Consider the following 26,565-nt stretch of genomic DNA (forward strand, 5'->3'; position numbering starts at 1 on the left):
TTAAACACGGAACTGGGATGCATTGCGCTGAAGAGCCACCAGCAGCTCACTGATTTCATGGCTGGCCTTATCTGAACGCTGGATGGCCTCCACGGTCACCTCAGCCGAGTGCGCAATACCTTCAACGCTTACACTTACCCTTTGTGCCTGCCGGCCTTCTTGCTCGGCCACCGAGGCAATGCTCAATGCTTGCTTCTGCAAGCTGCTGAGCAACTGATTGATCTGTTCAAAGTGCTCATCTGCACGGCGGAACTCTGCAGACGATTCCACAACCTCCTCTGATACGGTGCCAATCATCGAAACAGCCTGTTTGCTGCCCTGTTGCAGTTGCGCGATGATGGCTTCAATCTCGGTGGTGGAAGCCTGTGTGCGGCTTGCCAGGGTTCTTACTTCATCAGCAACAACGGCAAACCCGCGGCCCGACTCGCCCGCTCTGGCGGCTTCTATCGCAGCATTAAGCGCCAGCAAGTTGGTCTGTTCCGCAATGGCCCCGATTACCGACAAAACCGAGGTGATTTGTGTGCTTTGTGTATCCAGTGCACTGACCGCTTCCACGGCCTTCTGTACATTGAGCACTACATTATCGAGGCGCTTCAGAACATCCCGGGAGATAGTCGCTGTTGCATCACTCTCTGTGCTAACACTTCTCACTGCGCCAGCTACTTCCTGAATGTTCTGTGCAACCCCCTCAATGCTGTGGGACATGGCCGCCATGGTTTCTGATACGTCCACAACTTCCTGCTGCTGTGTACTGACTGCGGCAACCGCATCCCGGCTGACCTCACCCTGTGCCCGGGCTTTCCCGGCAGCGTCCTCAGCAGAGTTTTTAACATCGGTAACCAGCCCCTGAATTCGGGTGATAAACTGATTAACACCTCGAGCCATCTCCGTCAGCTCATCATTGCCTTTCAGGTTAACCCGCCGAGTGAGATCCGCCTCGCCATCGGCAATGCCGCGGATAGCCGAATTCAGGCGCAGAACCCTGGGCAACACACTACCTCCAAGGACCGCTGCCACCAAAATCAAAAGAATAACCATGGAGCTAACAGCAACCCATGAAAGGCTCGACGACAAGCCTGCCGCTTCGAGGCGGAGGGCATCAACTGTCTTGCTGATATGAGATTGCGTTGCAGCTCCAATTTCTGTCAGCTGTTGCTGAAGGCGCTGATTAACCTGATCGGTTTCAGTTTCAAGGGTTTGCCTTGACGCATCAATACTGCTCGCAAGGGCGACACTGAACTCTTCTTTTAAATCCGTCAGGTCGCGATTAATACCATCCAGTGACAACCCGATCTTCAGCTGCCCAATCGATGAGCCTTTTGGCTTGATATCTGCCGTTATAATGACAACATTCGAGTCACGGCTTGCAGCGTCCAGCACCCGATTGGCCGCGCCGCCCCCTTCCCCTTGTTCCATCAACGCGAGCACCCGCTCGTCGGTACGGTCAACGTAGCGTGTCAGGCGCTCACCGTACTGATCAAAATAGATCGCGAAGAGCACAGACTCCCGTGCGTCTGCCAGTTCCACAAGATCGGTCAACCGCGGAATATCCCTGTCCCAGATCAAGGGTGCAGCGACCGCCGCCAGCACGTCTGCCAACCCTTGCGCTTCTGCCATAACCGCAGTGCGAACATTCTCGGCCACGCGCTCCTGCTGCTGGCTTTGCTTGAGCATAAGCTCTTCAGCCAGCTCCCTGACACTTTCCTCACGCATGGTTTGCAAGCGCAGCCGAACATCATCGCGGGTAGTTCCAAAGGACTCGCTGAGCTGATCGCTGCTGGCTTCAAGTGCTGAACTGGCAGTGCTTATCAAGCGTTCAACCTGGTCTGTGATCAGCCATTGACTGATAAAAACCTGAGCCAGACCGGCAAACACGAGCACAATAAAAACTGGCCGAAACAACCTGCTGGAGATCAGGTCTTTCAGGAAACGAGAGGCCATAAAACAATCCCCCAACCTGCTACCCCGGCAATCGGGGTAACTGTTCTTTTTGTAATCTGAATGCTTCTTTATACTAGTTGTAGCAAAGCACGCGACAAAGGGGGACTTCTTTATGCAGGGATTTGTTGCAGAGGGTTAAGCTGGTCGGTATCAATCCAGCTCCACACTGAGCGCTTCGTACTGGTCAACGGTATCGGCCTTTCGTCTATATTCAACTTCGAGGACAACCTGCTCCCCTTCATCAAACAATATTTCCAGCTCAGCCCTGTCAGCGTCATTGAGCACGGCAGCGCTGGTAATAAGCGTTAGTCCAAGAACCCTGACCGTAGTAGAGGTCAGGTCTTGCCTGGTTACAACACCTTTAACCTCGTACTCGCCCGTGTTACCTGAAGGCTCTCGCTCGATTTGAGTGGCTTCCATGTATACGCTGCCGTTATGGCCTTTTTTCTGCAGCCCGGCAACTTCTACATAAACGTCGTCCACACCAGGCACCAAATCTGAAATCGTTAACGGCTCATCAGCATCATCATCCGTAATGATCGTTCTGGATGTTATGGCAACTCGTATCCCACCTATCATCAAACTGTTCGAGCTCAGCTCTACTGAATCAACAGCGCCAGTAATTTCAGCATCGCCATCCCGGGCTTCGATCTCCGTGGCCCGAACCAGATCACCCGAAACAAACTCGCCTTCAACTTGCACAAGCAAGCCAGCCTTGAGGTCATCGAGAGTTATATCATCCAGCTCTGTAGCGCTCGTTACCTGGATCGTCAAACCGTTCAGTCCGAACGTATTGTCGGTTCTGTTGTAATCTGATGACACAGGACCGGCTATCTCAATATCTTCACCTACCGGGCGATAGCGGCGGAAATCATCAAGCTGGATTCGTGTCGCGACAATCGCGCCTCCCGCCAACTCTTTGTACCCTTCCACTTCAAAATAGGCACCAGGCTTCAGATCTTCAGCTGATATTCCTTCCGCAAAGCTGTCATCACCAAACTTGATCACAGCACCGTTCATAGTGAACTGGTCAGCTTCAACAGAACCCGCATCAACCGGGCCTTCGAGTTCTATAGGGTCAGCACCGTAAAACACTGGGTTGAAGCCAATATAGCTGGCACGGTATCTGCCATCTGGCTGCCGCCAGGCACTGACTCGTACAAAATCATTGTTGGCCAAGGTTGCAAGCGTCCTTCCTTTCAAGACGGTTTGCCTGTCTGCGACAACTTGTTGTCCGTATATTTCAAACCTGACTGGCTCTCCAGGCGCGCCACGGACCAAGTTGGACAGGTCACCGCGCAAGGTGTCGTCATACTCCATGGAATCCGCTGCACCGGTGCCGTCGATGCGCCACTGCCCTTCGATTCGGAGAATCATGCCTTCGTTGAGATCGCCTTCTGTATCAATCCCATCGTTACTTTCTACTTTCTCGTTAAGAATTGAATCCGTAAAAAACTCGACCCCATTCACAAAAACACTGCCAAACCCCGATACCGGTCCCACGCTCGACCCGGTGCCACGAATGCCCCCATCTGCTACCTGAGATTCACCACCACAGGCTGAAAAAAGGCCTAGAAGCAGGACCGTCGCGAGTGCAGTCAAAGGACGTTTTCGGGATATCAGTTTCATTGTGCTCACCATGTAGGATAGGCCCGCGGCATCATATTTTGGGTCCCCAAATCAAAAATCATCGCTGTGCCGGCGTCCCGCGCTGCCGTCGGATCTGTGCTTTCGGCGCCTAACCCCGGGTGAAACCTCAAAGCTGGGCACATTGTGTATATAGGTGCTGCGCCTTAGCAAGATTTGCCCGTTCTCCAACTGCTCAACCACGCCTTTGCGCAGCAGTTCGTTTAGAACCACAGAAGTGGAAAAACCGGGATTAACCGCCTGGACAAGCTGGTCCAACGACGGTTCTTTCTGATCATTCATCGACAAAAGAACCGGGTGCAGGTTTTCATCAAGAAACCCAATCTCACTGATCCAATGTCTAACAACTTCGCGGCTTGGAGCAGACAACAGGGTGCTGGCAAGCTCGGTAGGTTCCCAGCGACTCACAAACTTTGGCTGGCTGCCGGACTTCATAGTACTTTCTCTCTTTTGGAGCCGAGTGGGGATGTTTCTGCAGCAGTAGCTTCTTCGAAATAGAAAATACTGATGCCCGTTCTGTAAGAATCCTGGGGTGAGGCGGCCGTCTGGCTGCCCGTGACATCCCGGTCTTTTGGCCCCAGCCAGGAGTCCAACTGCTCCAGCAGTTTCTGGGATTGCTCCGCCGCGTGGCTGCGCCACGCTTCCATAACTTCCGGTGGAATGTTGTTATACGTCAGTGTGCGCTGGAACAACGGCCGCTGCCTGCCAGCATCGCAGACCAGGTTATGGTCTATTGTCGCTATAAGATCTGATACATCCTCACCAAAGATCTGGAGCATTTCCTGGCTATCTCCAGCGGGCACATAGGCTCTTTTCATCAGTGCGAGCTTACCGGTATCGCTATCTACAGACACCACACCAACCCTTAACAGCTCATCCAGTACAGAACGTGGCGGCATATCTCCACTGTACTTTTTTGCCAGTTCGCTGAAACTCAACGCCCCGTCAAAGGTAAGTATAGCTGGCTCTCCGGAAGGGCTCTGGAATAGAGCATCATGCACCCAGCCAGACACAACGCGAGAAGCACGATTAGCGTGCAGCACGTCGGATTTTCCTATGTGCTGGCCCGCAAGAACCTCTCGCTGGCGCTTAACTTCTTTGCGCGTCAACCCCGTCATAACAGCCGCCCCGGAGTCGGTAGGTTTGCGCCGATCACCGGGGAAGTCCTCCAGTGCCGCTTCCACATAGGCTCGCTTGACCAGCTCGGCGAACTCACCAAATGGAATTCCGTTCCGCAGCAGCAACCTCGCAAGAGGTCGCAGAATGCGGAACAGGGCCTGGTGCAATGGGTTGGTATTGGACTCGCTCATGGTTGGGATTATATTCCCATATTGGCGCTAATAGCCAGAAACACAGTTGGGGACCTACTGCTCAGGGCTGCCGCTCAAATCGTACTCGCCAGCGCCTGTTGGGCAATACTCAAGCTCAACCTCTTCATCGAGATCCAAACCAGCAAGGCTGTATGCGCCTGGTAGAATCTCCAGGTTCATAACGCGGATTGAACCCAGATCAGTCACAAAGACACGGGCTTCCAGTTCTGCGCAGCCACTTGGGTCTCCGCTTTCATACTTCACGCTCACTGCTTCCAGATAGCCGCCATCGTCGCTGCGCTGATAGCCTTCCACTTCCAGAAAATCCCCTGCCTTGAAGCTTTGAATATCCCGAACCCGACTGCGCCGCTCGTTGTCATCGCCTTCGTCGATCAGAGTGCTGGTGGTGAGCTGAACCTTCACCCCACTGACCATGAGTGTTTCATTCTCAAGATCGATGGACTCAACAACACCTTCAAGCTCAACATCTGCTTCCTGGCCTTCGATTTCCTCAGCATACAAAACGCCATCGCGGTACTCGCCCTCAACCTCCACGTGCACACCGTTTTTCAGGTCGGATTTGCGAATATCGTCAAACTCGGTATTGGTGGTTATCTGCACCAACACGCCGTTGATGTAGAACAGCTGGCCTGCTTCGTCGTAGTCATAAAGTTCACCGGAAATCTCTACGTCGTCATCTTCACCGCCAAGCCAATCGCTTTCATCACTAATTTCAGTTGCCAGAAGCGTTTTATTATCAGCAGATAAGGCACCTTCTACTTCCACAACCATGCCGTTGGCCAGATCTTCCAAAGCGAAACCGTCTTCCGGCTTCGCACGTTCGTAGTCGATTAAAAAGCCGTTGATGGTGAAGGTTTGAGCAGATGTATCGAGATCTTTCACAACCCCTTCTATTTCAACATCATTGGCGCCATCAAATTCCACACCATCGGCTCTTGCGCCCACAAAACTTGCGCGGAACTCACCTTCTGCGGTGCGCCAGCCACTAATGCGAACCCGATACCCGGTGGCGTTACTTTCCAGAAAGCCCGGCGTTGCGCCCCGAAATACCGTGCGGCCATCCACAACGACCGTCTGACCAAGCATTACGATTTTACCTGTGCGACTAGCAGCATCCCAGGTCATAGAGGTAACCGGTCCACGCAAGGTGTCATCGTAGGAGACAGTTCTTGCTTTACCCTCACCATGGCCGCTCCAATCACCCCGAACTTTCAGGATCATGCCCTTCTCTAGCTGATCTTCACGCTCAATGCCGTCATTGCTCTTAACAGTGCCATCGGTACTGAACTTTGTTCCATTTACGAATACGCTTCCAAAGCCGGAAACCGGGCCAACACTGGTGCCGGATGATACGCCGGCAGAATCCGAGCCGCCTGAGCTACCACCGCAGGCTGCAAGTGAGCCCGCGAGGGCTCCGGTCAGAGCTAACTTTACGGCGGTCGCTAATAAGTTGTGTTTCATCGTACTTCTCCGGGCTGCTTATAGGCTCTGGCAATCAATTTTCAATCGCCCAATCAATTAATGGGATTATTTTCCCAAATTTATAATTGGGAATTTAATCCCACTAATCAATTTTGTCCAGCAACAGACACGGATAATTTATGAACTTTCAGACAGAATCTGCGTAAAGTTATGACCACGAACCAGAAAAGCGAGACGGGAAAATGCTGGGTTTTTTAAAAGGTGATCCGAGGAAAAAGCTGCAGAAGGCGTATGAAGCCAAGTTGACCAAAGCGCTGCATGCGCAGCGCAATGGGGACTTAAGGAGCCATGGCACCCTGACAGAGGAGGCAGAAAGGATTTACGCAGAGATCAGGGCTCTCGACGAAAACCGGTAATCCAGAGTTTATAAACGCACCACACTATTCCTCCGTCAGCTGCTGCAACTGTCGGCTGAGGCGCTCTACTTCGCGTCGCATCTCCTGAACCTCATCAAGGAGTTCCAGTGACATCGCAAGGCCCGGCAGGTTCATCTTCAGATCACGCTGCAAACGCCTGGCTTTATGCAGCCGGGCGAGTGCCGCCACATCAAACAGCCATTGGCGCGCCTCTGCCGCTGGCTCCACCGGCGCAATAATGCCGTAGCTCACCAGTTTGATGACAAACTCAGCGTGACACTCACCTCGCTCGCACACTTCGTGAAGGGTAAAGGTGCTGCCATCGGAGTCCATTACTTCAACAGTCAGAATACTGCTTCTATCACTCATCCTTTACTCTCCCCTTCACAGATGGAGTTTGCTGCGTGGGTTGAATGCTTTTTCCGCCTCGGCAAGCTGCTCGTATAGCTTTTCAGCCTCTGCAGAATGCTGTTCCGGTATCACAATCTGCAAAATAATAATCTGATCGCCCGGATGCTTGCCTGGCAGCCCCTTGCCTTTCAGGCGGAGCTTTCGCCCCGAGGAGGTTCCCTTGGGCACTTTCACATTTACCTTTGAGCCTACAGTGGGCACAGTGATTGTAGCACCGAGCGCCGCTTCCCATGGTGCCACCGGCACAGTTACAACAACATCCCGCCCCTCAACGCTGAACAGTGGGTGCGGAGCCAATTCAATCTCTATCAGCAAGTCACCAGGTGCTGCACCACCAAAGCCAGGGGACCCTTGGCCTTTCAGGCGCAAATGCTGCCCTTCGCGCATTCCGGCGGGGATTTTTACATTCAGTGTTTTCTGTCGCGCTATAACACGGCCATGCTCGTCGGCTTCATGCACTGCAAAGGAAACCTGCTTTTCGGTTCCATTAAACACTTCCTCAAGGAACAGCGCCAACCGTGCATGAACGTCCTCACCACGCATGCGCATGTTCTGCCGGAAACCTCCAGCACCAGGGCCAGGCCCACCGCCAAACATCTGCTCAAAAAAATCGCTGAACTGTCGGGAGTCGGCATCAGTGTATCCACCACCACCAAACCCCGAGGCACTCTGCCAACCGGGAGGTGGCTGGAAAGAGCCATCGGCCTGCGCGCCGTATTTTCGCAGCTGGTCGTACTCCGCGCGCTTTTCCGGGTCTTTCAGTACTTCGTAGGCTTCGCCAAGATCTTTGAACTTCTCGTCGGCGTTGTCTTCTTTACTGACATCCGGGTGATATTTCCGGGCCAGTTTCCGGTAGGATTTTTTGATTTCCTCGGGGGAGGCAGACTCGCTCACACCAAGCACGGCGTAATAGTCTTTGAAGTCCATTGAACTCCTCGCATCTGATTAAACGTTGTTCTCTGGTTATATATGATTGGCGCAAACGCTGGAAATACAAGCTCAGCCCCGCGCTTTCGTAGAGGGTGTAGTACCCTTATGAATAGCCTCACTATAAACCTTAGCTTAATACCATTATCGAGAAAGGATCTTATGCCTGACAAGCCATCCAAGCCCGTATCTGCTTCTGCCATTGAGAAGCACGTGTACAAGGTTTTCCCCAATGACATGAACTCCCACGAAACCGTATTCGGCGGAATGATCATGGCAAAATGCGACCGCCTGGCTCTGGTGGTTGCCGAGCGTCATTCAACCTGTGTTTGTGTGACCGCAGCGGTGGACTCCATCCACTTCCGCGCCCCGGCGAAAGGCAACGATACCTTGCTGTTCAGTTTAGCTCTGAATCGCAGTTGGGGCTCATCTATGGAAATCGGCGCCAAGGTTGTGGCGGAGAACAGTTACACCGGCGAAACACGACATATCCTCTCTGCCTTTTTCACCTTCGTAGCCCTCGACGAGAACGACAGGCCCGCAGATGTTCCTGCCGTTATTCCGGAAACCGCTAAACAGCGACAGCGTTTTGAGAACGCCGAGATTCGCCGCGAGGGGCGGCTGAAGACCCGAGCCGAGCTGGCGAAAGTAACCGATGACGATAGGGATTAACCGGGCTGAGATTCTGTAGAGCGCTGGGCTATGATAGGGTCTCGCAGATTCAAACCCACCCCTACCCATTTTACTTAGGAGAACTCCATGATCTGGACTGTGTATCTCTCTGGCGAAATTCACACTGATTGGCGTGAACAAATTCAGGCTGGGGCAGAAGCTGCCGGGTTGCCGGTGGAATTTACTGCGCCTGTTACCAACCACGAAGCCAGCGATGCAGCCGGCGACATGCTGGGCAAGCCGGAAGTGGCATTCTGGCGTGATCACCAGTCATCCAAGGTAAACGGCATTCGCACCAAAACCCTGTTGGAACAATGCGATTTGGCAGTGATTCGTTTTGGTGACAAGTACAAGCAATGGAACGCAGCCTTTGATGCCGGCTTCTGCGCGGCTATGGGAACGCCCTACGTTACTCTTCACAACGACGACATTATTCACCCGCTGAAAGAAGTAGACGCATCCGCCATGGCGTGGGCGCAAACTCCCGAGCAGGTGGTCGAGATTCTGAAGTACGTTACAACTGCACAGTAATTGCCTGAAGCATCCGGCGAAGTATAAAGAACCTGGTTACTTCGCCAGATGCCCTACATAAGCCGCAACAAATGCGGCTTCCTGGAACACCTTCAATCCCGTCGCTGCAAAAGGAATGGGCATCGGCTTGGCAGACAGTGTCGCTTTGATGGTTGCAGATGAAAGCAGTTCCACCTCAACATCCGCCTCTGGCATCAACTGAAGAGCCGCTTCCATTTTGAAACTGATGGCACCACCGGCAAACTTGCCTTTGGGCATGCGCTCTTTGATAGCCACTTTTTTCACATCGTGCTCTGCCAGAAATTTCGCAAAAGACGCCTGAAATTCCTGCAGATCCCTGCGAGTGTGGTTCTTCTTGAGGGTGATCCTGCGAACATTGCTCTCAGGCAGGGTGAACTGCCCCCCCTCCAGACTCAGCAAACACACCACGGCGTCGCTTCCACTGAGTTCAACACCACAAATAAGCATGGGCACTCCTTTTTCGGTAGCTAAAGTTATCTGTGTATCAGGCACAGCACTTTTTGAACTTTTTCCCACTGCCGCAACTGCAGGGATCATTCCGAGACGGCATCTTGGGCTGAGTTACGGTACCACCCTTATTCAGGATAGCGGTAAGCTCGGCTATGGATTCGACAGCACCTTCGCGGGAATCGATGGTAATGTTCGCATGCAGCTGCGCTTCTGCCACCAGCGCCTCAACCTCTTGCTTGCGCGCCTCGCTGGTTACAACCAGCTGCAGAGGAAACTTCTTGCTTCCGCTTTTTTGACTGGCGTTGGTTTTGAAGCCGCCATAGGCCGTGTGATGCTGCCGTGCATCCTGCCGGCCTTTGAAGAAAAACTTGTCAGACATGCTGAAACCCTGATGAATTAATAGAGGGGCTATTCGCTCTTGAGCAAGGCCGCCACCGAGACGGCCATCTTTTAGCATGCTTGCAAGACAGGTTATATAGCGGATTAGAGAAATACTGAAACTTAAACCGCCTGCGTGCCATGCCATACAGGCAGCGCCATATCTTCCGGCTCCTCGTTAGGCCCACCGGTTCGGCTTTTGAAAGCTCCCTCTTCAATGGGCACACGAAACAGCGCGGTGGCTTTGCGCTCTTTAACACTGGGCGCGCGAACCTGATCCCATCGCCCCGGCGAAAGCTGGTTGATAATAGCCTTGAACGCCTCGTCGAATGCCGCCTCATCCAGCACTCGCCGGGCCTTTCCGAACAGCACCAGCGATGAGTAGTTTGCGCTATGGTGATAGGCCGATTTACTCATCACCCACTCCTCGGTTACCGCAAACGAAATACACAGCTGCGCACCGGATTCCAGCTGCTTGCACAAGCGACCACCGTTCAAGCTATGGAGATAAAGATCATCCCCCAGGCGCCAGGCCGTAAGCGGGATAATTCTGGGCTCCCCCTCCTCCACAAACCCAACATGGGCCGTCTTTAAGCGGTCGATCAGAGCGTAAGCTTCCGAGCGCTCATAGCTCGCACGTTTCGCAGTGCGCTTCACCTGGCTGCGCGGGCAACAGGAAAGGGAATACATTGCGGCTGGGTCGGTTTCCTTCAAAGACATCATAGGTTCCTTTCGTTAAGTACCCCGCTATTAAAGAAAACATCTGATACCATCAAAAGATCCACATTATGATTTTCAATAGGGCCAGTTAAAGTGATAAACGATATTCAGCTGGATTCAGCCACACCGTTGCAACAACAGCTCTATCGACAACTGTCCCAACGCATCATGGACCAGCGCTACCTTCCCGGCAGCCAACTGCCATCAAGCAGGCAGCTGGCAACAGATATCGGGGTGAGCAGAAACACCGTGAATGCGGTTTACGACCAGCTTAAATCAGAAGGCTTTCTGCTGAGCCGTCCGGGCAAAGGGGTGTTCGTTAACGATGACATCCGCGCCAGCCTGAACCAGCCTGATCAGGCGGTCTCGCACTTACCATGCAATGCTGAGCCGTTGCCACCGCTACCCATCGTGCCGAGACACAGTATGCGACTAGGGGAAGACGCCAACCTGCCCTTCCAGCCGGGCCTGCCAGATCTGGACGCCTTCCCGATCCGCAGCTGGAACCGGATCCTGCATCATCAGGAAAGCCGCAGACTGCTCAGAGGGTACGACTGCATTCAAGGCTACCAACCTCTGAGGCAAGCTGTCGCAGACTATGTGCGGGAGTCTCGCGGGGTGCGCTGCCATGAGCATCAAATCATCATTACCAACGGTGCGCAGCAGGCATTGTCTCTGATTGCAGATGTACTGCTTCAAACTGGTGACCGCGTTTTCTGCGAGAACCCGGGCTATCGCGGCGCCCGTTATGCCCTTGGGCGTTATGGCAACCCGTTATTGCCCGTGCCCTTGAAAGGCCAGGTGCTGGATGTGGAGGCACTTGCGGATATGGACCCTGCCAAACTATTGTTCTGCACCCCTACACACCAATATCCCATGGGCGGAATTCTGGATATTGCGCAGCGTATGGCACTGGTTCAGTGGGCACAGCGCAATCAAACCTGGATTGTAGAAGACGACTACGACAGTGAGTTCCACTTCCACAACAAACCTTTCGCCGCTATTCAGGGGTTATTCGACAACACCCCCGTTCTTTACGTGGGCAGCTTCAGCAAAACCCTGCTTCCCGGCTTGCGAGTTGGCTATCTGGTTGTGCCCGAATCCATGGTGGAGGCGTTCCTGTGGGCCAAACGGGTTACCGGTGGTGAAACACCGCTGCTCACCCAGGCGACCATTGCGGAGTTCATTACAAGCGGGCAGTTCACCCGCCACCTGCGCCGCATGAGACAGCTCTACAAGGAGAAATGGACGTACTTCCAAAAGCTTGTGCTAGAGCAACTGGATGGGTTGGTAACACCTGTAGCGGAGAGTGCCGGCATGCATCTGGTTCTGGAGGGCGACTTCGATGACGCCGACATCAGCCAACAACTCAGAGCCAAGGGGGTTGGCAGCACACCCTTGAGCGTTCATTTTATCGGGGAGGACACGAGAAGCGGTCTGGTGATGGGCTTTGCCAGCGCCAGCGAGTGCGAAATCAAAGCGGCTGTATTGGCACTGAAGTCACTCCTGCTAACACAGTGATAATTTTGGCCGTTAGCTCACACAGGTTTCCTGCAATTGACGCAACGCCTGGCTGCTCTTGTCCTTTCGCATTTTTGATTTGAGCAATTGCGGGTATGCTGATCAGGCAAGCTATTGTTGATGGAAAAGGAGTCAATATGACAGACCACATGCCGGATGATTTGTCCGCAGCTGGCCGTGATTTGAGGGCCTACACCGATGAACTGCGCCCCAAACATCCTGTCGTGCGAAACATCAAAGGCGAATGGGTGCTGCTAAGGCATGCCGACGTTTTGGCCGCTGCTCTGGATCATGAGCGATTTTCCAGCCAGGTGTCTCGCTACCTGCAAGTTCCGAACGGGCTTGATGGAGAGGAACACACGCTCTACCGAAATGTGATCGAGCGATATCTTACCCGGGAAGCGGTGGAGCCATTCGTTCCAGTTTTCACACGCGTCGCACATCAGTTGGTAGCAGAGCTGCCCAAGGGCAAAGTGCTGGACGCCGTAAATGACATAGGTGCCGTGTTTGCCGTTCGTGCCCAGTGCGCCTGGCTGGGATGGCCTGCAGAACTGGAACCAAAACTGCTGGCCTGGATGAAGGAAAACCATGCCGCTACCCGCTCTGGCGACAATACATTAATGGCAGAAGTAGCCGAACAGTTTGATGAGATTATTCGTTCGGTTATCCAGCCGCGGCGTGCTGCCGGTGCAAGCGCCCCGGACGATCTGACTACAAGATTGTGCCGCGAGACGGTAAATGGGCGCCCACTGACAGAGCCAGAACTGGTTTCAATTCTGCGCAACTGGACAGGAGGAGATCTGGGTTCGATCGCTCTGTGTGTTGGCGTACTCATCGCCCATCTGGCCCAACAACCCGATCTTGTTGAGAGGATACGAGGAGCTTCCAATACAGAAGCAGAAGCGATCATCGATGAAATACTTCGCCGCGACAACCCGTTTGTATCCAACCGGAGAGTAACCACCTGCCCCGTTCATATCGGTGGCCGGGATATCCCCGCCGGCGCCCGGGTAAAACTGAACTGGACCTCCGCCAACCGCGATGAATCTGTCTTCGACAACAGCCGGTTTGATCCTCAAGGCAACGCAGCAAATAACCTGCTCTACGGAGCCGGCAAGCACGTGTGTCCAGGCAGACTGCTAGCGACCTGGGAATTGCGCATCGCGCTGCAAACCATACTCACATCAGTACAGGCAATAGATTTGGTGCCAGGCGAGCCACCAGAACGGGAAGTGGCGCCAGTGGGTGGATACCACCGAGTGCCGGTGGTGCTAAGGTGACGCATCCTGAACAAGGCAGTTAATCAGCGTAATCGACACATCCCGAAAAGCGGCCTCTGACGCTACAACGCTCGGAAAGCCGTCGTAAATGCTACGCCGGCATGTTGAGGTGCGTGTTTTTGCCTGCTTAACACAGCTGGCGTTGGCGTCAGTTCCCTCAGCCTTGCCTGTCGCTTGCTCACACAGCGAAGGCAGCTGGGTAATCAGCCAATCCACGGTTGTGCTGAGTTTTACGGGATTCGCCTGAAGGTTGGTAAACCGGCTGGCATCAACAGCTTGTGGTTGCTCGCGGGTTTGATCCCACAAAACGAACAGCAGCGCTGCTGAAACCAGGGTTACGGTAACGATCGGAAATTTCATTGTAGCCAACTCACCAGTACCCCAGCAGTTTCCACCAAAGCCCGCCAACCACCACCCAGATGGTCAGATTCACCAGGCTCATCACGAACCCGGCTTTCCACCATTCGCTCAGGCTCACATAACCGGAACCGAATATAACCGGTGATGTACCAGTAGCGTAATGGGTCAGGGTCATCATGATGGAGGAAGTAGCAGCCATCATCAGAACAAAGGCCATGGGCGGCGCGCCGAGGCCCAGGCCAACCACCAGAAAGGCCCCCATCATGGCAGTGATATGAGCCGTGGTGCTGGCAAAAAAGTAGTGGGAATACAGAAACACCAGAACCAGAATCGCGGTAGAGGCCGGCCAAGCCAGGCCGGTGCTGACTATGCCCTCCTGAATTTCCTCAGAGAACCACGCAATAACACCCAGTTCGTTCAACTGGGTGGCCATCATCACCAAAGCACCAAACCAGACCAGCGTATCCCAGGCGCTCTTTTCAGATAGCGCATCCTTCCAGTTCAATACGCCGGTGACCAAAAGAATCGACAGCCCCACGAAAGCAGTGGTGGTTGCGTTCAGCTTGAACGCGGCACCGAAAATCAAGGCCGGTATGTCTGCCCACAGCAACAGCAAAATAACAAAAACCCCCAGCATTATGCCTTCATCGCGGGTCAATTTACCGAGCCTCGCCAAGCGCTCCCGGGCGAAACTGACTGCGTCGGGAGTGGCCTTGATCTCTGGCGGGTACATCAGATAGATAACCAGGGGCATTAACGCGATGGCGACGAGGCCAGGCAGCAACATGGCCAGCGCCCAGGTTGTCCAGCTCAGGCTGATTGCAGAACCGGTAGCATCGGCAATCAACTTGACCGTCAGCGGGTTGGGCGCAGTAGCAGTAATAAACATTGCGGAAGTGATGGGATTGCCGTGGTAATTGACCAATGCCAGGTACTTGCCAATCTTATTGGTATTTTCCTTGTCTGGCGTACAGCCATAGCTCTGAGCAATGGACAACATGATCGGGTGAATAATCGCGCCCCCCCTTGCGGTATTGCTGGGCGTAACCGGTGCGATCACCAATTCCGAAAGGGCCAGTCCGTAACCAATACCAAGGGTTCTTTTGCCAAAAACGGCAATAAAATAGTAGCCAATACGCTCGCCCAACCCGGTTTTTATCAACCCCCGGGAAATCATGATGGCTATGGCTATCAACCAGATCAGCGAATTACTGAAGCTGCCCAAGGCATTGCGCATCGACGTGCCGGGGTTGTCGCTGGTAACGCCGCTAACGGCCACGACCGTGATTGCAACGATTGAAATGGCGCCAATAGGCATGGCCTTGCCGATAATGGCTGCAATCGTTGCTACAAATATGGCCAGCATAAGCCAGCCCTGAGCCGAAACGCCTTCCGGCGTTGGGATAAACCAGATTGCAATCCCGATAGCAATCGCGACAAGGGCGGGCAACCGATTGAAATCGGATGTGGAAGAGGGCATCACGAAGGTTCCTTTGGTGATGTGTATTGTCAGGTTTCGCAAGCATGCGGCAGTGAGCGTATATTACCGGCATGCCATTTCTCAGGAGCATTTTATGCCCGATAAAATTCACTTCTACGAACCATCTAACGGGCACGGGCTTGCTCATGACCCATTCAACGCTCTGGTAGCACCGCGCCCCATAGGCTGGATATCGTCCAGGAGCCGTGATGGGGTGCTAAATCTTGCACCCTACAGCTTTTTCAACGCCTTCAACTACCATCCGCCCATCGTCGGTTTTTCCAGCATCGGTTACAAGGACTCTGTCCGTAATGCTGAAGATACCCGCGAGTTTTGCTGGAACCTGGTTACCCTTCAGCTAAGCGAAGCCATGAACCAGAGCTGCGCGGCTGTCGGGCCGGAAGTGGATGAGTTTGCGCTTTCCGGCCTCACGCCAAAGCCTTCCAGGATTATCTCGGTGCCTCGTGTGGCAGAAAGCCCGGTATCTCTTGAATGCCGGGTCACTCAGGTGGTTCAGCTTGCCGGTGTCGATGGCGAAAAAGTCGAAACCTGGATGGTATTCGGTGAAGTGGTCGGCGTGCATATCGCACAGCATCTGCTGATAAATGGTATTTACGATACCGCTGCCGCAGAACCGGTCATGCGTGGCGGAGGGCCAGCAGACTACTTTACCGTTGGCGCTGCGAACAAGTTTCAGATGCACCGGCCCAAATAGGCCAAAGCTTCAAGCGTTAATCAGTGATGTTCAGGCGGGACCCAGACCGGGACATCCTCAGGCTTTGGCGCCTGCCAATCCCGGTGCATGGTGTTGCTTAACGCCTCTTCAAGCTTCATGAACAACTCACCGTAGCGCGGGCTGAAGTTAATCCCCTGCTCGATTTCTTTCCATGCCTCAAATAACTCAGCTTCGTGGGCCTTTTCATTTTCCACAAATGCCCAGGTCATCTGCTTGGCTCGCATCGGGTGCACCCCCATAGCCGTAAGAGCATGACCACCAAGCTCCAGAGCAGAATAGTAAGTCTCGCTCATCACATCATCAGCACCCGCTACCCGAAGCTGATATCCGTGGCCGCGATCAAAAGCGCGGGCCAGCACCCAGACTCCCGGGAAATACTTTTTTACATGCTCTACCATCTGCACCGCGCGATCCCTGTCATCAATTGCCACGACTAACAAGCGCGCCTGTTCGATACCGGCTTTTTCCAGCAAATCCGGGCGACTGGCATCGCCAAAAAAACTCTTCATGTTGATCTGGCGAACATTTTCAATCTGTTCAAGTTCGTGATCGAGCACCACAATGGGAACATTGTTAGCCCGCAGCAACCGGCAGACAATCTGTCCGAACCGCCCTACCCCGGCCACAATCACAGGAGCTTGCTCATCTATGGTGTCTGCGTCCTGTTCATTGTTACTGGAGCGTCTGTACCGTGGCAGTACAATGCGGTCGTACACGATAAACAGCAAGGGCGTAAGGAACATGGAAAGCGCAACTACCAGCGAGAGAACCTGAGAAATATCTGGCGGAATCACATGGTTTTGCACGCTATAGGTGAGTAACACAAACCCGAATTCACCCGCCTGCGCCAACCCGAGCGTAAACAACCAGCCGTTGCTGCTGCGAATTCCGAATATTTGTGCAAGCAGAAGCAGGATAAGTGCCTTGATGGCAATTACGGCCACGCCCAGAGAAACAACGGTGCCCCATTCTGCAGCTAACACTTCGAAGTTGATTCCTGCTCCCACAGTGATAAAGAACAGACCCAACAACAAGCCCTTGAACGGTTCGATATTGGCTTCCAACTCATGGCGAAACTCGCTATTGGCCAGCACCACTCCAGCCAGAAAGGCACCCAGGGCCGGCGAGAGGTTTACAACACTCATGAGTGCCGCAATACCAATAACCAGCATCAATGCCGTGGCGGTGAACACTTCACGCATCCCGGACTTCACCACATAACGAAATAGCGGGCGGCTCAGGTAGTAACCGCCAACAATAACCGCAGCAACGGCAGCCACAACAACCAGAGCATGCGCCCAGCCCGGCAACCCAGCCACCAGGCTAAGGCCAGCATCAGTGTCCAACGAAGTGCCGGTATCACCCTTCAGGCCGGACAACGCCAGAAGCGGGATCAAGGCCAGCATGGGAATTACCGCAATGTCCTGGAACAGCAATACTGAAAAAGCATTGCGCCCACCTTCGGTCTTCGACAAACCCTTCTCTTCGAGGGTTTGCAGCACAATGGCTGTCGACGACACTGAGAAAATAAGACCCACCGTCAACGCTGTCTGCCAAGGAAGCCCAAGCCACCAGGCCACGGCCATGCCAGCTGCTGCCGTCAGTAGCACCTGCAGACCGCCAAGCCCCAAAAGGCGCACTCTCATGGCCCAAAGTGCCTTCGGGTCAATCTCCATTCCAATCAGGAACAACATCATCACAACGCCAAATTCGGCAAAATGCTGAATGGTGCTGGTTTCCTGCCCCACGAGCCCCATAACCGGACCAATCATCACGCCGGCAACCAGATAACCCAGTACCGACCCCAAACCAAAGCGTTTTGCTAATGGCACTGCGATTACGGCTGCCAGGAGATAGATAAATGCCTGAATGAAATATAAGGTCATAGGAGTAAAAGCTCGTTCGATCAGCCCATGGAAAAGAAACGAATATTGTTCCTGCCCATGCTTTTGGCGGCATACATGGCGGTATCGGCATTTCTGATGAGATCTATAGCCGTGTGGCCATCCGCAGGGAAAATGGCAACCCCTATGGACACACCTATCTGGAATGTCTTTCCTTGAACCTCTATCGGTGCACTGATTGAGCTGACAATCCGGCTGGCAACATCGGAGATTTCACTTTCTTGCTGTGGGCTGTTGAGGATAAATATGAACTCATCACCGCCAACACGGGCCACGGTATCGGACCTACGGACCAGCGCAAGCAGCTTTTTGGCGACATCTTTTAACAGGTCGTCGCCCGCGTTGTGCCCAAGCTGATCGTTAACCAGCTTAAACCCGTCAAGATCCAGAAACATCAACGCAAAATGGTTCTTGTCCCTTTCAGCATGGAGTAGCTTTTGATCGATTCGATCTATCAGCAACGTGCGATTCGGCAGGTCTGTCAAGGCGTCGTGAAAAGCCAGATGTTTGATGTGCTCATCTTTGCGCCAAAGCGCAGTAATGTCACTGAATACAGACACATAGCGCATGGGCTCACCAGTTGTATCGGGCACCATGCTAATCGTCATGCGCTGCAGGTAAAGCTCGCCATCTTTGCGGCGATTCCATACTTCCCCATGCCAGCGTCCATCTGCCTTTATCGCCTCCCACATGGCGGCATAAAAGGCATGGTCGTGACGTTTTGACTGCAGAATGTGAGGCGTCTGGCCAACAGCTTCTTCAGCTGTATAGCCCGTAATTTCAATAAAACCCGGGTTTACAGACAAGATGGTTCCATGCACATCCGTAATCAGGACCCCATCCGGCATGCTCTCGAACACACAGGCTGCCAGTTTGAGTTTCGCCTCAACCTCCTTGAGTACCGTGACTTCACTGGCCTGAATGGAAAATCCTTTAACCTCGCCCGCGTCATCAAAATCAGGAATATAGTGGCCAATGATATGGCCAAGGCTGCCATCTGCCTTCTTGAGGGTGCGCTCAAAACGCTGGGGTTGGCCAGCCAGTACGGATCGGATATGAGGTTCATTCAGCGCATACAGCTGCTCGCTGACCAAATCCTGAAAGCGCATGCCAATCACGTCGTTTGGCGGTATTCCATACCACTCGCTGAAGGCATTATTGGCATAGCGGCAGCGTAAATCAGCGCCCCAATAGCCCATCATATTGGGCGTGCTGTCCACAACAATTTTTAGGTATTGGTCGCTCGCCATAGCAACCGGACTGGCGCTTTGCCCTTTATCGCTTTTCTTTCTCATGGGCTACCGCTGAGCATGACTATTTGCGTTCCGAGGAGGTTGGCAGTTATGCATTTTGTTGTGTCTTTAAATTTAACACAGTCTGGCAGATTTCCCTCACTGGCCAAAACGCTCCAGCTGCATTTCTGTCAGGCGACTCAATGTGCGCCGGAACGGAAAAGCGAGCGCCCCTTGGCTATAGAGTTCCTCCAAAGGCACAGCAGCATCAAGATACAGCGGAACGCCCCGGTCGTAACATTCGTCGACCAAAGCGATGAATCGTCGTGCACCATCATCCTGGTGCGTTAGTGCAGCCAGCTTGCGATCCCCAGCCGTTACCTGGGTTACACCATCTTCGGTGCCACGAGCAATGGCGGCTTGCAGAGTGCCTCCGGCGAGCTGTGGAACCTCACTTAAAAAGACGTGGGAGAACCGATCACACAGATCGATAAAATCCTGGGATGCCAGTTTCTCTTCGCACAGATCGTCATAACGACACCACAACAGATGCTCACTGCGCAGCACTACCTCGATCTCGCGGTGCCCAAGAACAACAGGCTCTTTGATGGGCGGCTCATTCTCACCCAGCAACTCCATGAATGCCGCTTCCAGAGCCTGGGGCTGGTTAACCCAATAGCGTTGCTGAAGTTCTCCGGGATGGAGGCGGTGGTCTTCACCTCCGTCAACACTCAGCACCTGCACATGCTTCTTGATTGCCTCAATGGCAGGCAGCAAGCGCTCACGGTTAAAGCCATCCTTATACAAATCGTCGGGCGGCTGGTTGGACGTAGCCACCAGCACCAAACCTTGCGCAAAGAGATGCTGAAACAGACCTCCAAGCAACACCGCATCACCTATATCGCTGACAAACAGCTCGTCAAAGCACAATACCCGGGTTTCTTCAGCCAATTCCTGTGCGAGCAGACGAAGAGGATCCTCCTGCCCGGTCAACTGAAACAGGCGCTGATGCACCCAGCGCATAAAATGGTGGAAGTGCTGCCTCCGGGCAGGCACGGTTAAGGCCTGATAGAAGCGATCCATCAACCAGGTTTTGCCGCGCCCCACCGGCCCCCAAAGATACACACCCAGAATATTGGGCTCACCTGCCTGCAACTGCTCATAGCAGCGCTGCAAACTCACGGCGGCCCGGTCCTGGGCAGGGTCGTTTTTAAATCCGGAAGCCAGTGCTTTCTGATAGGCAGCGTAGGGGGAAAGGTTGTCAGGAATGGGGTTGCCCGCCTTTAACGTGCTGCCGGTACCAGCGGCGCCCCAGCATTCCGTGCAGATGCCATGAAAATGCCGGGATCAGCCCACGCCGACGCAACCAGAAGCGATCAGGTACTGGCTCCGCAGGCTCAACTGCCTGCATACAGATGTCAGCTAGCACAACCCCCGGGCCTTGCTCGTATGTTCGGTGGGCAATAAGCTTGCCATGGCCATCAATAACGGCGGCCTGGCCTTCGAGATGCCCGCGATAAGTTAAGGGTAACCCCGGCATGGGGCAGCTGAAGTCGTTACAGTGCGACCCATGAATAACCGGCGCCCCCACAAGGCGAGCGGTGTCTTGCACTGTTTTCAGGCTATTCTCACGATTGGCTGGTTCCAGCCATGAATAGATGATCGGCCAGTTTTCAGGAATGCTCCACCAATGGGAGCCACCAATGATGGCGTCCACCTTGCCTCGCAAACGCCTGGAGGTTGCTGTACGCAAAAACTCCCAACACACGGCCGTGCCTACTCGAACACCATCAATTACACCAAGCTCACCAGTATCTCCGGCATCACCGCCTTCGTAAAAGGCGCTCTCCCACATGGTTGGATAATCCTTATCGTGATACCCGACTAGCTCACCGCGGTTATAACACTGGTATCGGTTGCGTACACTGCCATCCTTTAGCCGACACAAAAAAGAACCTCCCAGCACAAGGTTGTGCCGGGAGGAAAGAGTTTGCAGCAAGTGTGCAGAGGGGCCGTTTTCACCCTCAATTGCGCTAACAAGTGAGGGCTGCCAGGACACGCCGGTATTAAAGAACTCCGGCAATGCAATCCACTGGGCTCCAGCCTGGCAGGCCTCTTCAACCAAGGCCTTACAGCGTGTCAGGTTGTACTGCGTGTCACCTATGCGAGTGTCTACCTGCAACGCTGCAACCCGGGTTGTCGAAACATCCTTCATAAAAACATCAAATCGGATAGCGTGAAATTACTGCCAGATCGTGGCGGCCCGGAATATCGTCCTTACGCACTGCCATCACCTTGGCACCTGAACGAAGTGCCCGGCCAGCAATTTCGTCAATTATCCCATAGCTGGTGGCGTCTTCGTGAGAGCCAAAATCAACTTCACCGGTTTCATCATCAACAAAACCATCGACCACACTGTCAATATCAATGAGCAAACGGTCGATTCCACCAAACGTTGCCAACCGGGCTGCATCGGAGATGTCCGTGGTTGATCGGTTCTGCCCGGCACGCTCCTCAAACAAGCGGTGGAAATCCTTTATCTGACCTGCATAGTGGGCATCCAATACTGGCCTTGCAGCTGCTGCCAACTCCGCATTGCTCAAGTGTTCAGGGTTACCAGCAATGGCATCAGGCAGGGCCGGAATGGCACTCAAAGAGCGAAACAGTGCCTCCAGCGGTTTTGCAGCGGCCAGAATGAGCGGGCGGTCCGAGCGCATAAGCACGGGGCGCAACACACTGTTAATCCTGCGCACATAGCGCGCCAGATAAGAGCCGTGCTCTTGGGCGCCATGCCTGTGTCCGGTACCTGTGTAATTCTTGATGGTCGCATCACCCACTACCGCTGTGAGATCTTCCGGCATGTCCGCCACGGTAACTTCTCTCGCCGGTAAGTCTGCTGACACTTCGATCAGTCTCACCGCATTCTCGGAAAGGGCGAGGATATGTGCCGTATGCGGGAAAGTAACCGCGCGCAGCAATGGCTTTAGATGGAAACGGTCAGATACCTCAACGATATCTTTTAGCTTGTTGGCCATCCGGTAGGTATGCAGTGACTCCGGCGTAGCGAGAATCGCCAGACTGTTTGCCTGATGGCTCCAGAAATCCAGATCGGCCGCCAAATCGTCAAACTGTTCCTGTAACAGCGCAATGCGTCGCTTATCAAGGCCTTTGGCTTCCAGTTGACCCAACGCTTTTTTCACCAGGTTGCCGAGATTGATTCGGCTGGCTTCAACTTCACGACTGAGCGGCGTGGTCGGCAGGTAAATCGAGATGGCCGCATCAGTGCGAACCAGGTTGAGATCACCAATTTCCTTGGCGCTTGGCATGTCTACGTAGTACATATAAAAACCTCCTGCAAGTTCAAAAAGCTGGCCGGGCGGGGTCGCCCGTACCAGTTCGAACAATCCATTCGGATCTTTACTGAGCGGTTACCCCGCCATCCACTACAAACTCAGAGCCTGTGGAGTAGCTTGACTCATCTGATGCCAAATACAGTACCAGGCTTGAGACTTCTTCAGACTTGGCCAAGCATTTTAAGGGAATAGACTTCGCAAATTCTTCAACAGCCGCTTTTGTATCGCCCTGCATAATCATCGGAGTTTCAATTACGCCCGGGTGCACAGAATTCACTCTGATTCCAAAGGATGCGCACTCCAGGGCAGCAGCTTTAGTCATACCACGGACAGCAAACTTGGAATCCGTATAACCAATGGCTCCGCCCACCAAACCATTTATTGAAGACACATTGACGATAGAGCCACCGCCTGCCTTTTGCATTGAGGGAACAACCGTTTTCATCCCCAAGAACACAGATACCTGGTTAATATCCAGAATGCGGCGGTAATCTTCCAGAGATGTATCCAAAAGGGATTTCGCCATTGTTATGCCGGCATTATTCACCAGGATATCAACTGGTCCAAAGTGTTCCTCGGTTGCTCTGACAACCTCTGCCCAATCCGACTCGCTGGTTACATTCTGCTTCACGAACAGAGCATTTTTGCCCAGTTCCGATGCGAGGGCCTGCCCCTTGTCTTCATTCAAATCGGTCAAAACAACTCTTGCGCCCTCTCTTATAAAAACACGGGCGTGGGACGCTCCCATTCCTTGGGCTGCACCAGTAACAATAGCGACCTTACCTTTTAGTCGATCCATCTTAATCTCCCAATTTTCAGTAACTTAATTAACAAGAGCCAGTTACTTCAATATAGCAGACGGAGGTAAATGTCGCGTCGGTATTATCCATGACCAGTCAGGTGCTGCTGAAAAGGGGAGCTAACCTTTGACGACCGCCAATGGGCGCAGTTCGATTTGCACTTCAACAAGGCCGGTCTGATTTCTCATCACTTCATCAATATCCTTATATGAACCAGGCGCCTCATCCAGATCTTTACGATTGCGAATAGCATGCAAGATCCCGCGATCCTTGAGGGCCTTTACTTCCTTTTTCAGATCAAGCGTTTTGCGGGCTTGTGACCGACTCATGATTCTGCCAGCGCCATGGGAGCAGGATTCGAAGGACATTGGCTCCCCTTTGCCTTTTACCAGAAACGAACGGGTGCCCTGCGATCCCGGAATCATGCCCCACTCGCCTTTTCGGGCCCGTGTCGCACCTTTGCGGTGCACGATAACTGTCTCACCAAAGTGTTCTTCTTCAGAAGCGAAGTTATGGGGCTTGTTGATGAAATCGGCAAACTCCACCTCGGGCAGAACCTCCATGAAAGCTGCCTCGACCCGCTCCATCATGAGTTTTCTGTTGGCAAGCGCAAATTCAAGGCAGTAGTTCATTTCGCGCCAATACAGATCAAAATACTCTGATGATTCCGGGAGGAAGGCCAAGCCCCGGGATACATCCTCGCCAGCGTCCCGATTCAGGCGCTGCGCCACATCGTCGTAATGATTGGCGACTGTGAAACCGAGGTTGCGAGAGCCGGAGTGGACCATAATCCAGATATAGCCATCCGATCCCTTCTGTATTTCTATGAAGTGGTTGCCGCTTCCCAGAGTGCCAATCTGATACAAAGCGCTTTCGTACTCTTGTGCGACAATGGGAAGCTCGCCCTTTCTCTCGGGCATCCAGGCTTCGTCTTGGCGCTCAGTGTGATGATTGAAGCCCACAGGTACGGTATCGCGGATGATTTTCATGACCTCTTTCAGGTCGTCTGTTGCGATATCTGTCAGGCTGGTTCGTAAAGCGCACATACCACAGCCGATATCGACACCAACAGCGTTGGGTATGATGGCGCCCTGAGTGGCAAGAACGGCACCAATCGGCATGCCATACCCTTGGTGAGTGTCGGGCATAACGGCAATATGACTGAAGGCAAAAGGCAGGTTCGCAAGGTTTCGTGCCTGTTCCAGCGCACCCTCCTCCATCTGGCCTTCATCAAGCCACAATTTGATGGGCAGTTTTTCTGTTTTGATCACAGCATTTACACCAGCTTTCATACCATCTCCATGGTTCACTGCGACCACTCTTATGCCAACAGCCGCCCAATCATATTACCCACCTGCATATCATTTACCCGTCCCAGCTGAGTAAAGCGGATAGTGCCGTCCTTATCAATCAACACCAGCGACGGTGTGCCCTGCAGGTTGAGCTTTTGCATCATCACAGGAACAGGCCCCGAGTCTGACGGCAAATCAATGGCTATGGGAAATTTCAGTCGATACTCGTGAACAAACACCTTGAGCGCATCGGGCGTCATCACATGGTGATGCTCGAACACTGAATGCAGGCCAATCACCTGTACTTCATCACTGCGATACAGTTCATGAATCGCGGCGGCTTGTGGCAGCCCGTGGGTCACACAGCCCGGGCACAGCATCTGGAACGCATGCAGCACAACCACCTGCCCCCGCAATTTTTCCAGCTGCAAGGGTTCGTCTGTATTCAGCCAGCCGGCCACGGTTAATTCCGGGGCCTTGACTCCTCTGCTAATCATACCAGCGCTCCATTTACCATCGCCCGCAACTCCTGCCGGATTGGGTAGGTCGATGAGGGAATCAGTTGCGTCATGAAAATCATCACCAACTCTTCAACCGGGTCTACAAAAAAGCTGGTGCTCGCCAATCCACCCCAGCCGTATTCGCCGACCGATCCGTTTGCATGGGACTTTGCAACATCGGTTTTTACCGAAAAGCCAAGACCAAAACCCGTTCCGGCATAAGGTGCTTCGCTGAACGAGCCGACGGCAAAGCTTGGCAGGTCCTGATTGCCCGGCAGGTGGTTGCTGCGCATGAACTCCAGGGTTTTGCGACCAATAATCCGCCGCCCCCGGAACTCCCCACCCTGACAAAGGGCTTGGGCAAAATGGAAATAATCATCAATGGTGGAAACCAGCCCACCACCGCCAGACAGAAACCGCCCCTCACGCCTGAAAGGCGATGTTTCCGGATCGTCCTGCAGTTTGAGTTGGTCACCTGGCTGGAACTGGTAGCAGGCAGCAAATCGATCAAGCTGATTGTCACGCACGTGGAAGCCCGTATCGGGCATGTCCAAGGGATCAAGAATATTCTCGCGCAGGTACTCATCAAAAGACTGATCCGCCAGCAACTGCACTAGATACCCCAGCACATCGGTGCTGACGGAATAGTTCCAGGCAGTGCCCGGCGAGAATTCAAGAGGGAGTTCTGCCAGTTGATTGACCAGGGCTTCCATTGTCAGATCCCGACTGCCATCAAGCCCCAGCTCGCGATAGGCGGCATCCACGTTAGTGCGATTCATAAACCCGTAAGTCAGGCCAGACATATGGGTAAAAAGATCGCGAATCGTCATGGTGCTGGTTGCGGGCACAGTCAAAAAATGAGGATAGACGCCGCTTTTATAAACTCGCCGATTCTTCCAGGCTGGAATGTACTTGTGCACTGGATCGTCCAGCAAAAATCGCCCTTGCTCATAAAGCTGCATCATGGCGATAGACGTAATCGGCTTGGTCATGGAGTAAATGCGGAAAATAGTATCCCGACAGACTGGCTTGTTACGCTCCACATCCATCAGCCCCTGGGGCTTTACATAGGCCACCTCTCCCCTTCGGGCTACCAGTGTCAGCGCCCCTGGCAACTTGCCGGGCTGGATATAGCGGCGGTCGAGGTGGCGCTCAATATTGAGAAGTCGATCCGGTGCGAGACCGGCAATCTGCCTTGTATCTGTCATGGGGTAGCCGCCTTTATCTGTCTGATGTCTCG

At 53.4% G+C, this 26,565-nt stretch carries 27 protein-coding genes; 6 read left to right on the forward strand and 21 right to left on the reverse strand.

Features of this window, described 5'->3' with window-relative positions:
* The 5 genes from RKA07_RS03575 to RKA07_RS03595 all read right to left on the reverse strand — a co-directional run bounded on the left by RKA07_RS03575 (position 1) and on the right by RKA07_RS03595 (position 6,380).
* Positions 1–1,941 (reverse strand): methyl-accepting chemotaxis protein, encoded by a 1,941-nt coding sequence (locus RKA07_RS03575; protein ID WP_310965596.1) that lies wholly within the window; start codon positions 1,939–1,941, stop codon positions 1–3.
* 150 nt (positions 1,942–2,091) lie between these two features.
* Positions 2,092–3,570, reverse strand: a complete 1,479-nt coding sequence (locus RKA07_RS03580; protein ID WP_310965597.1) for a DUF5666 domain-containing protein — start codon at positions 3,568–3,570, stop codon at positions 2,092–2,094.
* 51 nt (positions 3,571–3,621) lie between these two features.
* Positions 3,622–4,023, reverse strand: coding sequence for a DUF6502 family protein (locus RKA07_RS03585; protein WP_310965598.1), 402 nt, complete (start codon positions 4,021–4,023; stop codon positions 3,622–3,624).
* A complete protein-coding gene (locus RKA07_RS03590; protein WP_310965599.1) occupies positions 4,020–4,898 on the reverse strand; it encodes a DUF6502 family protein in 879 nt (292 codons plus the stop codon). Before RKA07_RS03590 ends, RKA07_RS03585 begins: the two co-directional genes overlap by 4 nt.
* Before the next feature lie 54 nt (positions 4,899–4,952).
* Entirely contained in the window at positions 4,953–6,380 is a 1,428-nt protein-coding gene (locus tag RKA07_RS03595) for a DUF5666 domain-containing protein (RefSeq protein ID WP_310965601.1), read from the reverse strand.
* A gap of 203 nt (positions 6,381–6,583) precedes the next feature.
* Between RKA07_RS03595 and RKA07_RS03600 the strand changes: the two genes are divergently transcribed.
* Entirely contained in the window at positions 6,584–6,757 is a 174-nt protein-coding gene (locus RKA07_RS03600) for a DUF6435 family protein (RefSeq protein ID WP_200202741.1), read from the forward strand.
* Between the two features lie 24 nt (positions 6,758–6,781).
* Here the strand turns inward: RKA07_RS03600 and RKA07_RS03605 are convergent, their stop codons facing one another.
* Both RKA07_RS03605 and RKA07_RS03610 read right to left on the reverse strand, forming a co-directional pair.
* On the reverse strand, positions 6,782–7,126 hold the full coding sequence (locus tag RKA07_RS03605) for a chaperone modulator CbpM (RefSeq protein WP_200202742.1): 345 nt from the start codon (positions 7,124–7,126) through the stop codon (positions 6,782–6,784).
* Between the two features lie 15 nt (positions 7,127–7,141).
* A complete protein-coding gene (locus RKA07_RS03610) occupies positions 7,142–8,095 on the reverse strand; it encodes a DnaJ C-terminal domain-containing protein (RefSeq protein ID WP_200202743.1) in 954 nt (317 codons plus the stop codon).
* Between the two features lie 162 nt (positions 8,096–8,257).
* Here RKA07_RS03610 and RKA07_RS03615 point away from each other — a divergent pair, with 162 nt between their 5' ends.
* A complete protein-coding gene (locus RKA07_RS03615) occupies positions 8,258–8,767 on the forward strand; it encodes an acyl-CoA thioesterase (RefSeq protein WP_200202744.1) in 510 nt (169 codons plus the stop codon).
* 87 nt (positions 8,768–8,854) lie between these two features.
* The gene (locus tag RKA07_RS03620) at positions 8,855–9,298 is read left to right on the forward strand and encodes a YtoQ family protein (protein WP_144775306.1); all 444 of its coding nucleotides are present in this window, start codon (positions 8,855–8,857) and stop codon (positions 9,296–9,298) included.
* A 36-nt stretch (positions 9,299–9,334) separates the two neighbouring features.
* Here RKA07_RS03620 and RKA07_RS03625 read toward each other — a convergent pair whose 3' ends face one another.
* The 3 genes from RKA07_RS03625 to RKA07_RS03635 form a co-directional block, all read right to left on the reverse strand.
* Positions 9,335–9,766, reverse strand: a complete 432-nt coding sequence (locus RKA07_RS03625) for a DUF3010 family protein (RefSeq protein WP_310965602.1) — start codon at positions 9,764–9,766, stop codon at positions 9,335–9,337.
* A 37-nt stretch (positions 9,767–9,803) separates the two neighbouring features.
* Positions 9,804–10,148 carry a PBPRA1643 family SWIM/SEC-C metal-binding motif protein gene (locus RKA07_RS03630; RefSeq protein WP_200202746.1) on the reverse strand — a complete coding sequence of 115 codons (345 nt, stop codon included), beginning with the start codon at positions 10,146–10,148 and terminating at the stop codon, positions 9,804–9,806.
* A gap of 122 nt (positions 10,149–10,270) precedes the next feature.
* Complete coding sequence (locus RKA07_RS03635; protein ID WP_310965603.1) at positions 10,271–10,867, reverse strand: pyridoxamine 5'-phosphate oxidase family protein; 597 nt, start codon at positions 10,865–10,867, stop codon at positions 10,271–10,273.
* Between the two features lie 93 nt (positions 10,868–10,960).
* Between RKA07_RS03635 and pdxR the strand changes: the two genes are divergently transcribed.
* Together pdxR and RKA07_RS03645 are read left to right on the forward strand one after the other, a co-directional pair.
* The gene (gene pdxR / locus RKA07_RS03640) at positions 10,961–12,388 is read left to right on the forward strand and encodes a MocR-like pyridoxine biosynthesis transcription factor PdxR (protein ID WP_310965604.1); all 1,428 of its coding nucleotides are present in this window, start codon (positions 10,961–10,963) and stop codon (positions 12,386–12,388) included.
* Positions 12,389–12,525: 137 nt separating this feature from the next.
* Positions 12,526–13,668, forward strand: a complete 1,143-nt coding sequence (locus RKA07_RS03645) for a cytochrome P450 (protein ID WP_310965605.1) — start codon at positions 12,526–12,528, stop codon at positions 13,666–13,668.
* On the opposite strand, the gene RKA07_RS03650 is transcribed toward RKA07_RS03645, so the two are convergent.
* Positions 13,660–14,028: a hypothetical protein gene (locus RKA07_RS03650; RefSeq protein WP_200368962.1), complete on the reverse strand. Its 369-nt coding sequence runs from the start codon at positions 14,026–14,028 to the stop codon at positions 13,660–13,662. The genes RKA07_RS03645 and RKA07_RS03650 overlap by 9 nt on opposite strands.
* Before the next feature lie 10 nt (positions 14,029–14,038).
* On the reverse strand, positions 14,039–15,508 hold the full coding sequence (locus RKA07_RS03655; RefSeq protein WP_200202751.1) for an anion permease: 1,470 nt from the start codon (positions 15,506–15,508) through the stop codon (positions 14,039–14,041).
* 94 nt (positions 15,509–15,602) lie between these two features.
* Between RKA07_RS03655 and RKA07_RS03660 the strand changes: the two genes are divergently transcribed.
* On the forward strand, positions 15,603–16,223 hold the full coding sequence (locus RKA07_RS03660; protein ID WP_200368960.1) for a flavin reductase family protein: 621 nt from the start codon (positions 15,603–15,605) through the stop codon (positions 16,221–16,223).
* Positions 16,224–16,243: 20 nt separating this feature from the next.
* Here the strand turns inward: RKA07_RS03660 and RKA07_RS03665 are convergent, their stop codons facing one another.
* The 9 genes from RKA07_RS03665 to RKA07_RS03705 all read right to left on the reverse strand — a co-directional run bounded on the left by RKA07_RS03665 (position 16,244) and on the right by RKA07_RS03705 (position 26,533).
* Positions 16,244–18,130 (reverse strand): monovalent cation:proton antiporter-2 (CPA2) family protein, encoded by a 1,887-nt coding sequence (locus RKA07_RS03665; protein WP_200202753.1) that lies wholly within the window; start codon positions 18,128–18,130, stop codon positions 16,244–16,246.
* A gap of 20 nt (positions 18,131–18,150) precedes the next feature.
* A complete protein-coding gene (locus RKA07_RS03670) occupies positions 18,151–19,443 on the reverse strand; it encodes a diguanylate cyclase domain-containing protein (RefSeq protein ID WP_310965606.1) in 1,293 nt (430 codons plus the stop codon).
* 96 nt (positions 19,444–19,539) lie between these two features.
* The gene (gene zapE / locus RKA07_RS03675; RefSeq protein WP_200202793.1) at positions 19,540–20,649 is read right to left on the reverse strand and encodes a cell division protein ZapE; all 1,110 of its coding nucleotides are present in this window, start codon (positions 20,647–20,649) and stop codon (positions 19,540–19,542) included.
* On the reverse strand, positions 20,642–21,595 hold the full coding sequence (locus tag RKA07_RS03680) for a carbon-nitrogen hydrolase family protein (RefSeq protein ID WP_200202755.1): 954 nt from the start codon (positions 21,593–21,595) through the stop codon (positions 20,642–20,644). The genes zapE and RKA07_RS03680 overlap by 8 nt, the downstream gene beginning before the upstream one ends.
* A gap of 7 nt (positions 21,596–21,602) precedes the next feature.
* The gene (locus tag RKA07_RS03685; RefSeq protein WP_200368958.1) at positions 21,603–22,721 is read right to left on the reverse strand and encodes a baeRF11 domain-containing protein; all 1,119 of its coding nucleotides are present in this window, start codon (positions 22,719–22,721) and stop codon (positions 21,603–21,605) included.
* 76 nt (positions 22,722–22,797) lie between these two features.
* The gene (locus tag RKA07_RS03690) at positions 22,798–23,532 is read right to left on the reverse strand and encodes a glucose 1-dehydrogenase (RefSeq protein ID WP_310965607.1); all 735 of its coding nucleotides are present in this window, start codon (positions 23,530–23,532) and stop codon (positions 22,798–22,800) included.
* Positions 23,533–23,652: 120 nt separating this feature from the next.
* On the reverse strand, positions 23,653–24,825 hold the full coding sequence (locus RKA07_RS03695) for an RtcB family protein (protein ID WP_310965608.1): 1,173 nt from the start codon (positions 24,823–24,825) through the stop codon (positions 23,653–23,655).
* Positions 24,826–24,854: 29 nt separating this feature from the next.
* The gene (locus RKA07_RS03700) at positions 24,855–25,322 is read right to left on the reverse strand and encodes a redoxin family protein (protein ID WP_200202759.1); all 468 of its coding nucleotides are present in this window, start codon (positions 25,320–25,322) and stop codon (positions 24,855–24,857) included.
* Positions 25,319–26,533 carry a serine hydrolase domain-containing protein gene (locus RKA07_RS03705; RefSeq protein ID WP_310965609.1) on the reverse strand — a complete coding sequence of 405 codons (1,215 nt, stop codon included), beginning with the start codon at positions 26,531–26,533 and terminating at the stop codon, positions 25,319–25,321. The genes RKA07_RS03700 and RKA07_RS03705 overlap by 4 nt, the downstream gene beginning before the upstream one ends.
* Between the last annotated feature and the right edge of the window lie 32 nt (positions 26,534–26,565).

Origin of the sequence: Marinobacter xiaoshiensis (assembly GCF_031631795.1) — a bacterium.
Taxonomy (GTDB): domain Bacteria; phylum Pseudomonadota; class Gammaproteobacteria; order Pseudomonadales; family Oleiphilaceae; genus Marinobacter; species Marinobacter xiaoshiensis.

Coding starts and splice junctions, on each gene's coding strand:
- RKA07_RS03575 (WP_310965596.1), bottom strand. CDS start 1,941: ATGGCCTCTCGTTTCCTGAAAGACCTGATCTCCAGCAGGTTGTTTCGG.
- RKA07_RS03580 (WP_310965597.1), bottom strand. CDS start 3,570: ATGAAACTGATATCCCGAAAACGTCCTTTGACTGCACTCGCGACGGTC.
- RKA07_RS03585 (WP_310965598.1), bottom strand. CDS start 4,023: ATGAAGTCCGGCAGCCAGCCAAAGTTTGTGAGTCGCTGGGAACCTACC.
- RKA07_RS03590 (WP_310965599.1), bottom strand. CDS start 4,898: ATGAGCGAGTCCAATACCAACCCATTGCACCAGGCCCTGTTCCGCATT.
- RKA07_RS03595 (WP_310965601.1), bottom strand. CDS start 6,380: ATGAAACACAACTTATTAGCGACCGCCGTAAAGTTAGCTCTGACCGGA.
- RKA07_RS03600 (WP_200202741.1), top strand. CDS start 6,584: ATGCTGGGTTTTTTAAAAGGTGATCCGAGGAAAAAGCTGCAGAAGGCG.
- RKA07_RS03605 (WP_200202742.1), bottom strand. CDS start 7,126: ATGAGTGATAGAAGCAGTATTCTGACTGTTGAAGTAATGGACTCCGAT.
- RKA07_RS03610 (WP_200202743.1), bottom strand. CDS start 8,095: ATGGACTTCAAAGACTATTACGCCGTGCTTGGTGTGAGCGAGTCTGCC.
- RKA07_RS03615 (WP_200202744.1), top strand. CDS start 8,258: ATGCCTGACAAGCCATCCAAGCCCGTATCTGCTTCTGCCATTGAGAAG.
- RKA07_RS03620 (WP_144775306.1), top strand. CDS start 8,855: ATGATCTGGACTGTGTATCTCTCTGGCGAAATTCACACTGATTGGCGT.
- RKA07_RS03625 (WP_310965602.1), bottom strand. CDS start 9,766: ATGCTTATTTGTGGTGTTGAACTCAGTGGAAGCGACGCCGTGGTGTGT.
- RKA07_RS03630 (WP_200202746.1), bottom strand. CDS start 10,148: ATGTCTGACAAGTTTTTCTTCAAAGGCCGGCAGGATGCACGGCAGCAT.
- RKA07_RS03635 (WP_310965603.1), bottom strand. CDS start 10,867: ATGTCTTTGAAGGAAACCGACCCAGCCGCAATGTATTCCCTTTCCTGT.
- RKA07_RS03645 (WP_310965605.1), top strand. CDS start 12,526: ATGACAGACCACATGCCGGATGATTTGTCCGCAGCTGGCCGTGATTTG.
- RKA07_RS03650 (WP_200368962.1), bottom strand. CDS start 14,028: ATGAAATTTCCGATCGTTACCGTAACCCTGGTTTCAGCAGCGCTGCTG.
- RKA07_RS03655 (WP_200202751.1), bottom strand. CDS start 15,508: ATGCCCTCTTCCACATCCGATTTCAATCGGTTGCCCGCCCTTGTCGCG.
- RKA07_RS03660 (WP_200368960.1), top strand. CDS start 15,603: ATGCCCGATAAAATTCACTTCTACGAACCATCTAACGGGCACGGGCTT.
- RKA07_RS03665 (WP_200202753.1), bottom strand. CDS start 18,130: ATGACCTTATATTTCATTCAGGCATTTATCTATCTCCTGGCAGCCGTA.
- RKA07_RS03670 (WP_310965606.1), bottom strand. CDS start 19,443: ATGAGAAAGAAAAGCGATAAAGGGCAAAGCGCCAGTCCGGTTGCTATG.
- RKA07_RS03680 (WP_200202755.1), bottom strand. CDS start 21,595: ATGAAGGATGTTTCGACAACCCGGGTTGCAGCGTTGCAGGTAGACACT.
- RKA07_RS03685 (WP_200368958.1), bottom strand. CDS start 22,721: ATGTACTACGTAGACATGCCAAGCGCCAAGGAAATTGGTGATCTCAAC.
- RKA07_RS03690 (WP_310965607.1), bottom strand. CDS start 23,532: ATGGATCGACTAAAAGGTAAGGTCGCTATTGTTACTGGTGCAGCCCAA.
- RKA07_RS03695 (WP_310965608.1), bottom strand. CDS start 24,825: ATGAAAGCTGGTGTAAATGCTGTGATCAAAACAGAAAAACTGCCCATC.
- RKA07_RS03700 (WP_200202759.1), bottom strand. CDS start 25,322: ATGATTAGCAGAGGAGTCAAGGCCCCGGAATTAACCGTGGCCGGCTGG.
- RKA07_RS03705 (WP_310965609.1), bottom strand. CDS start 26,533: ATGACAGATACAAGGCAGATTGCCGGTCTCGCACCGGATCGACTTCTC.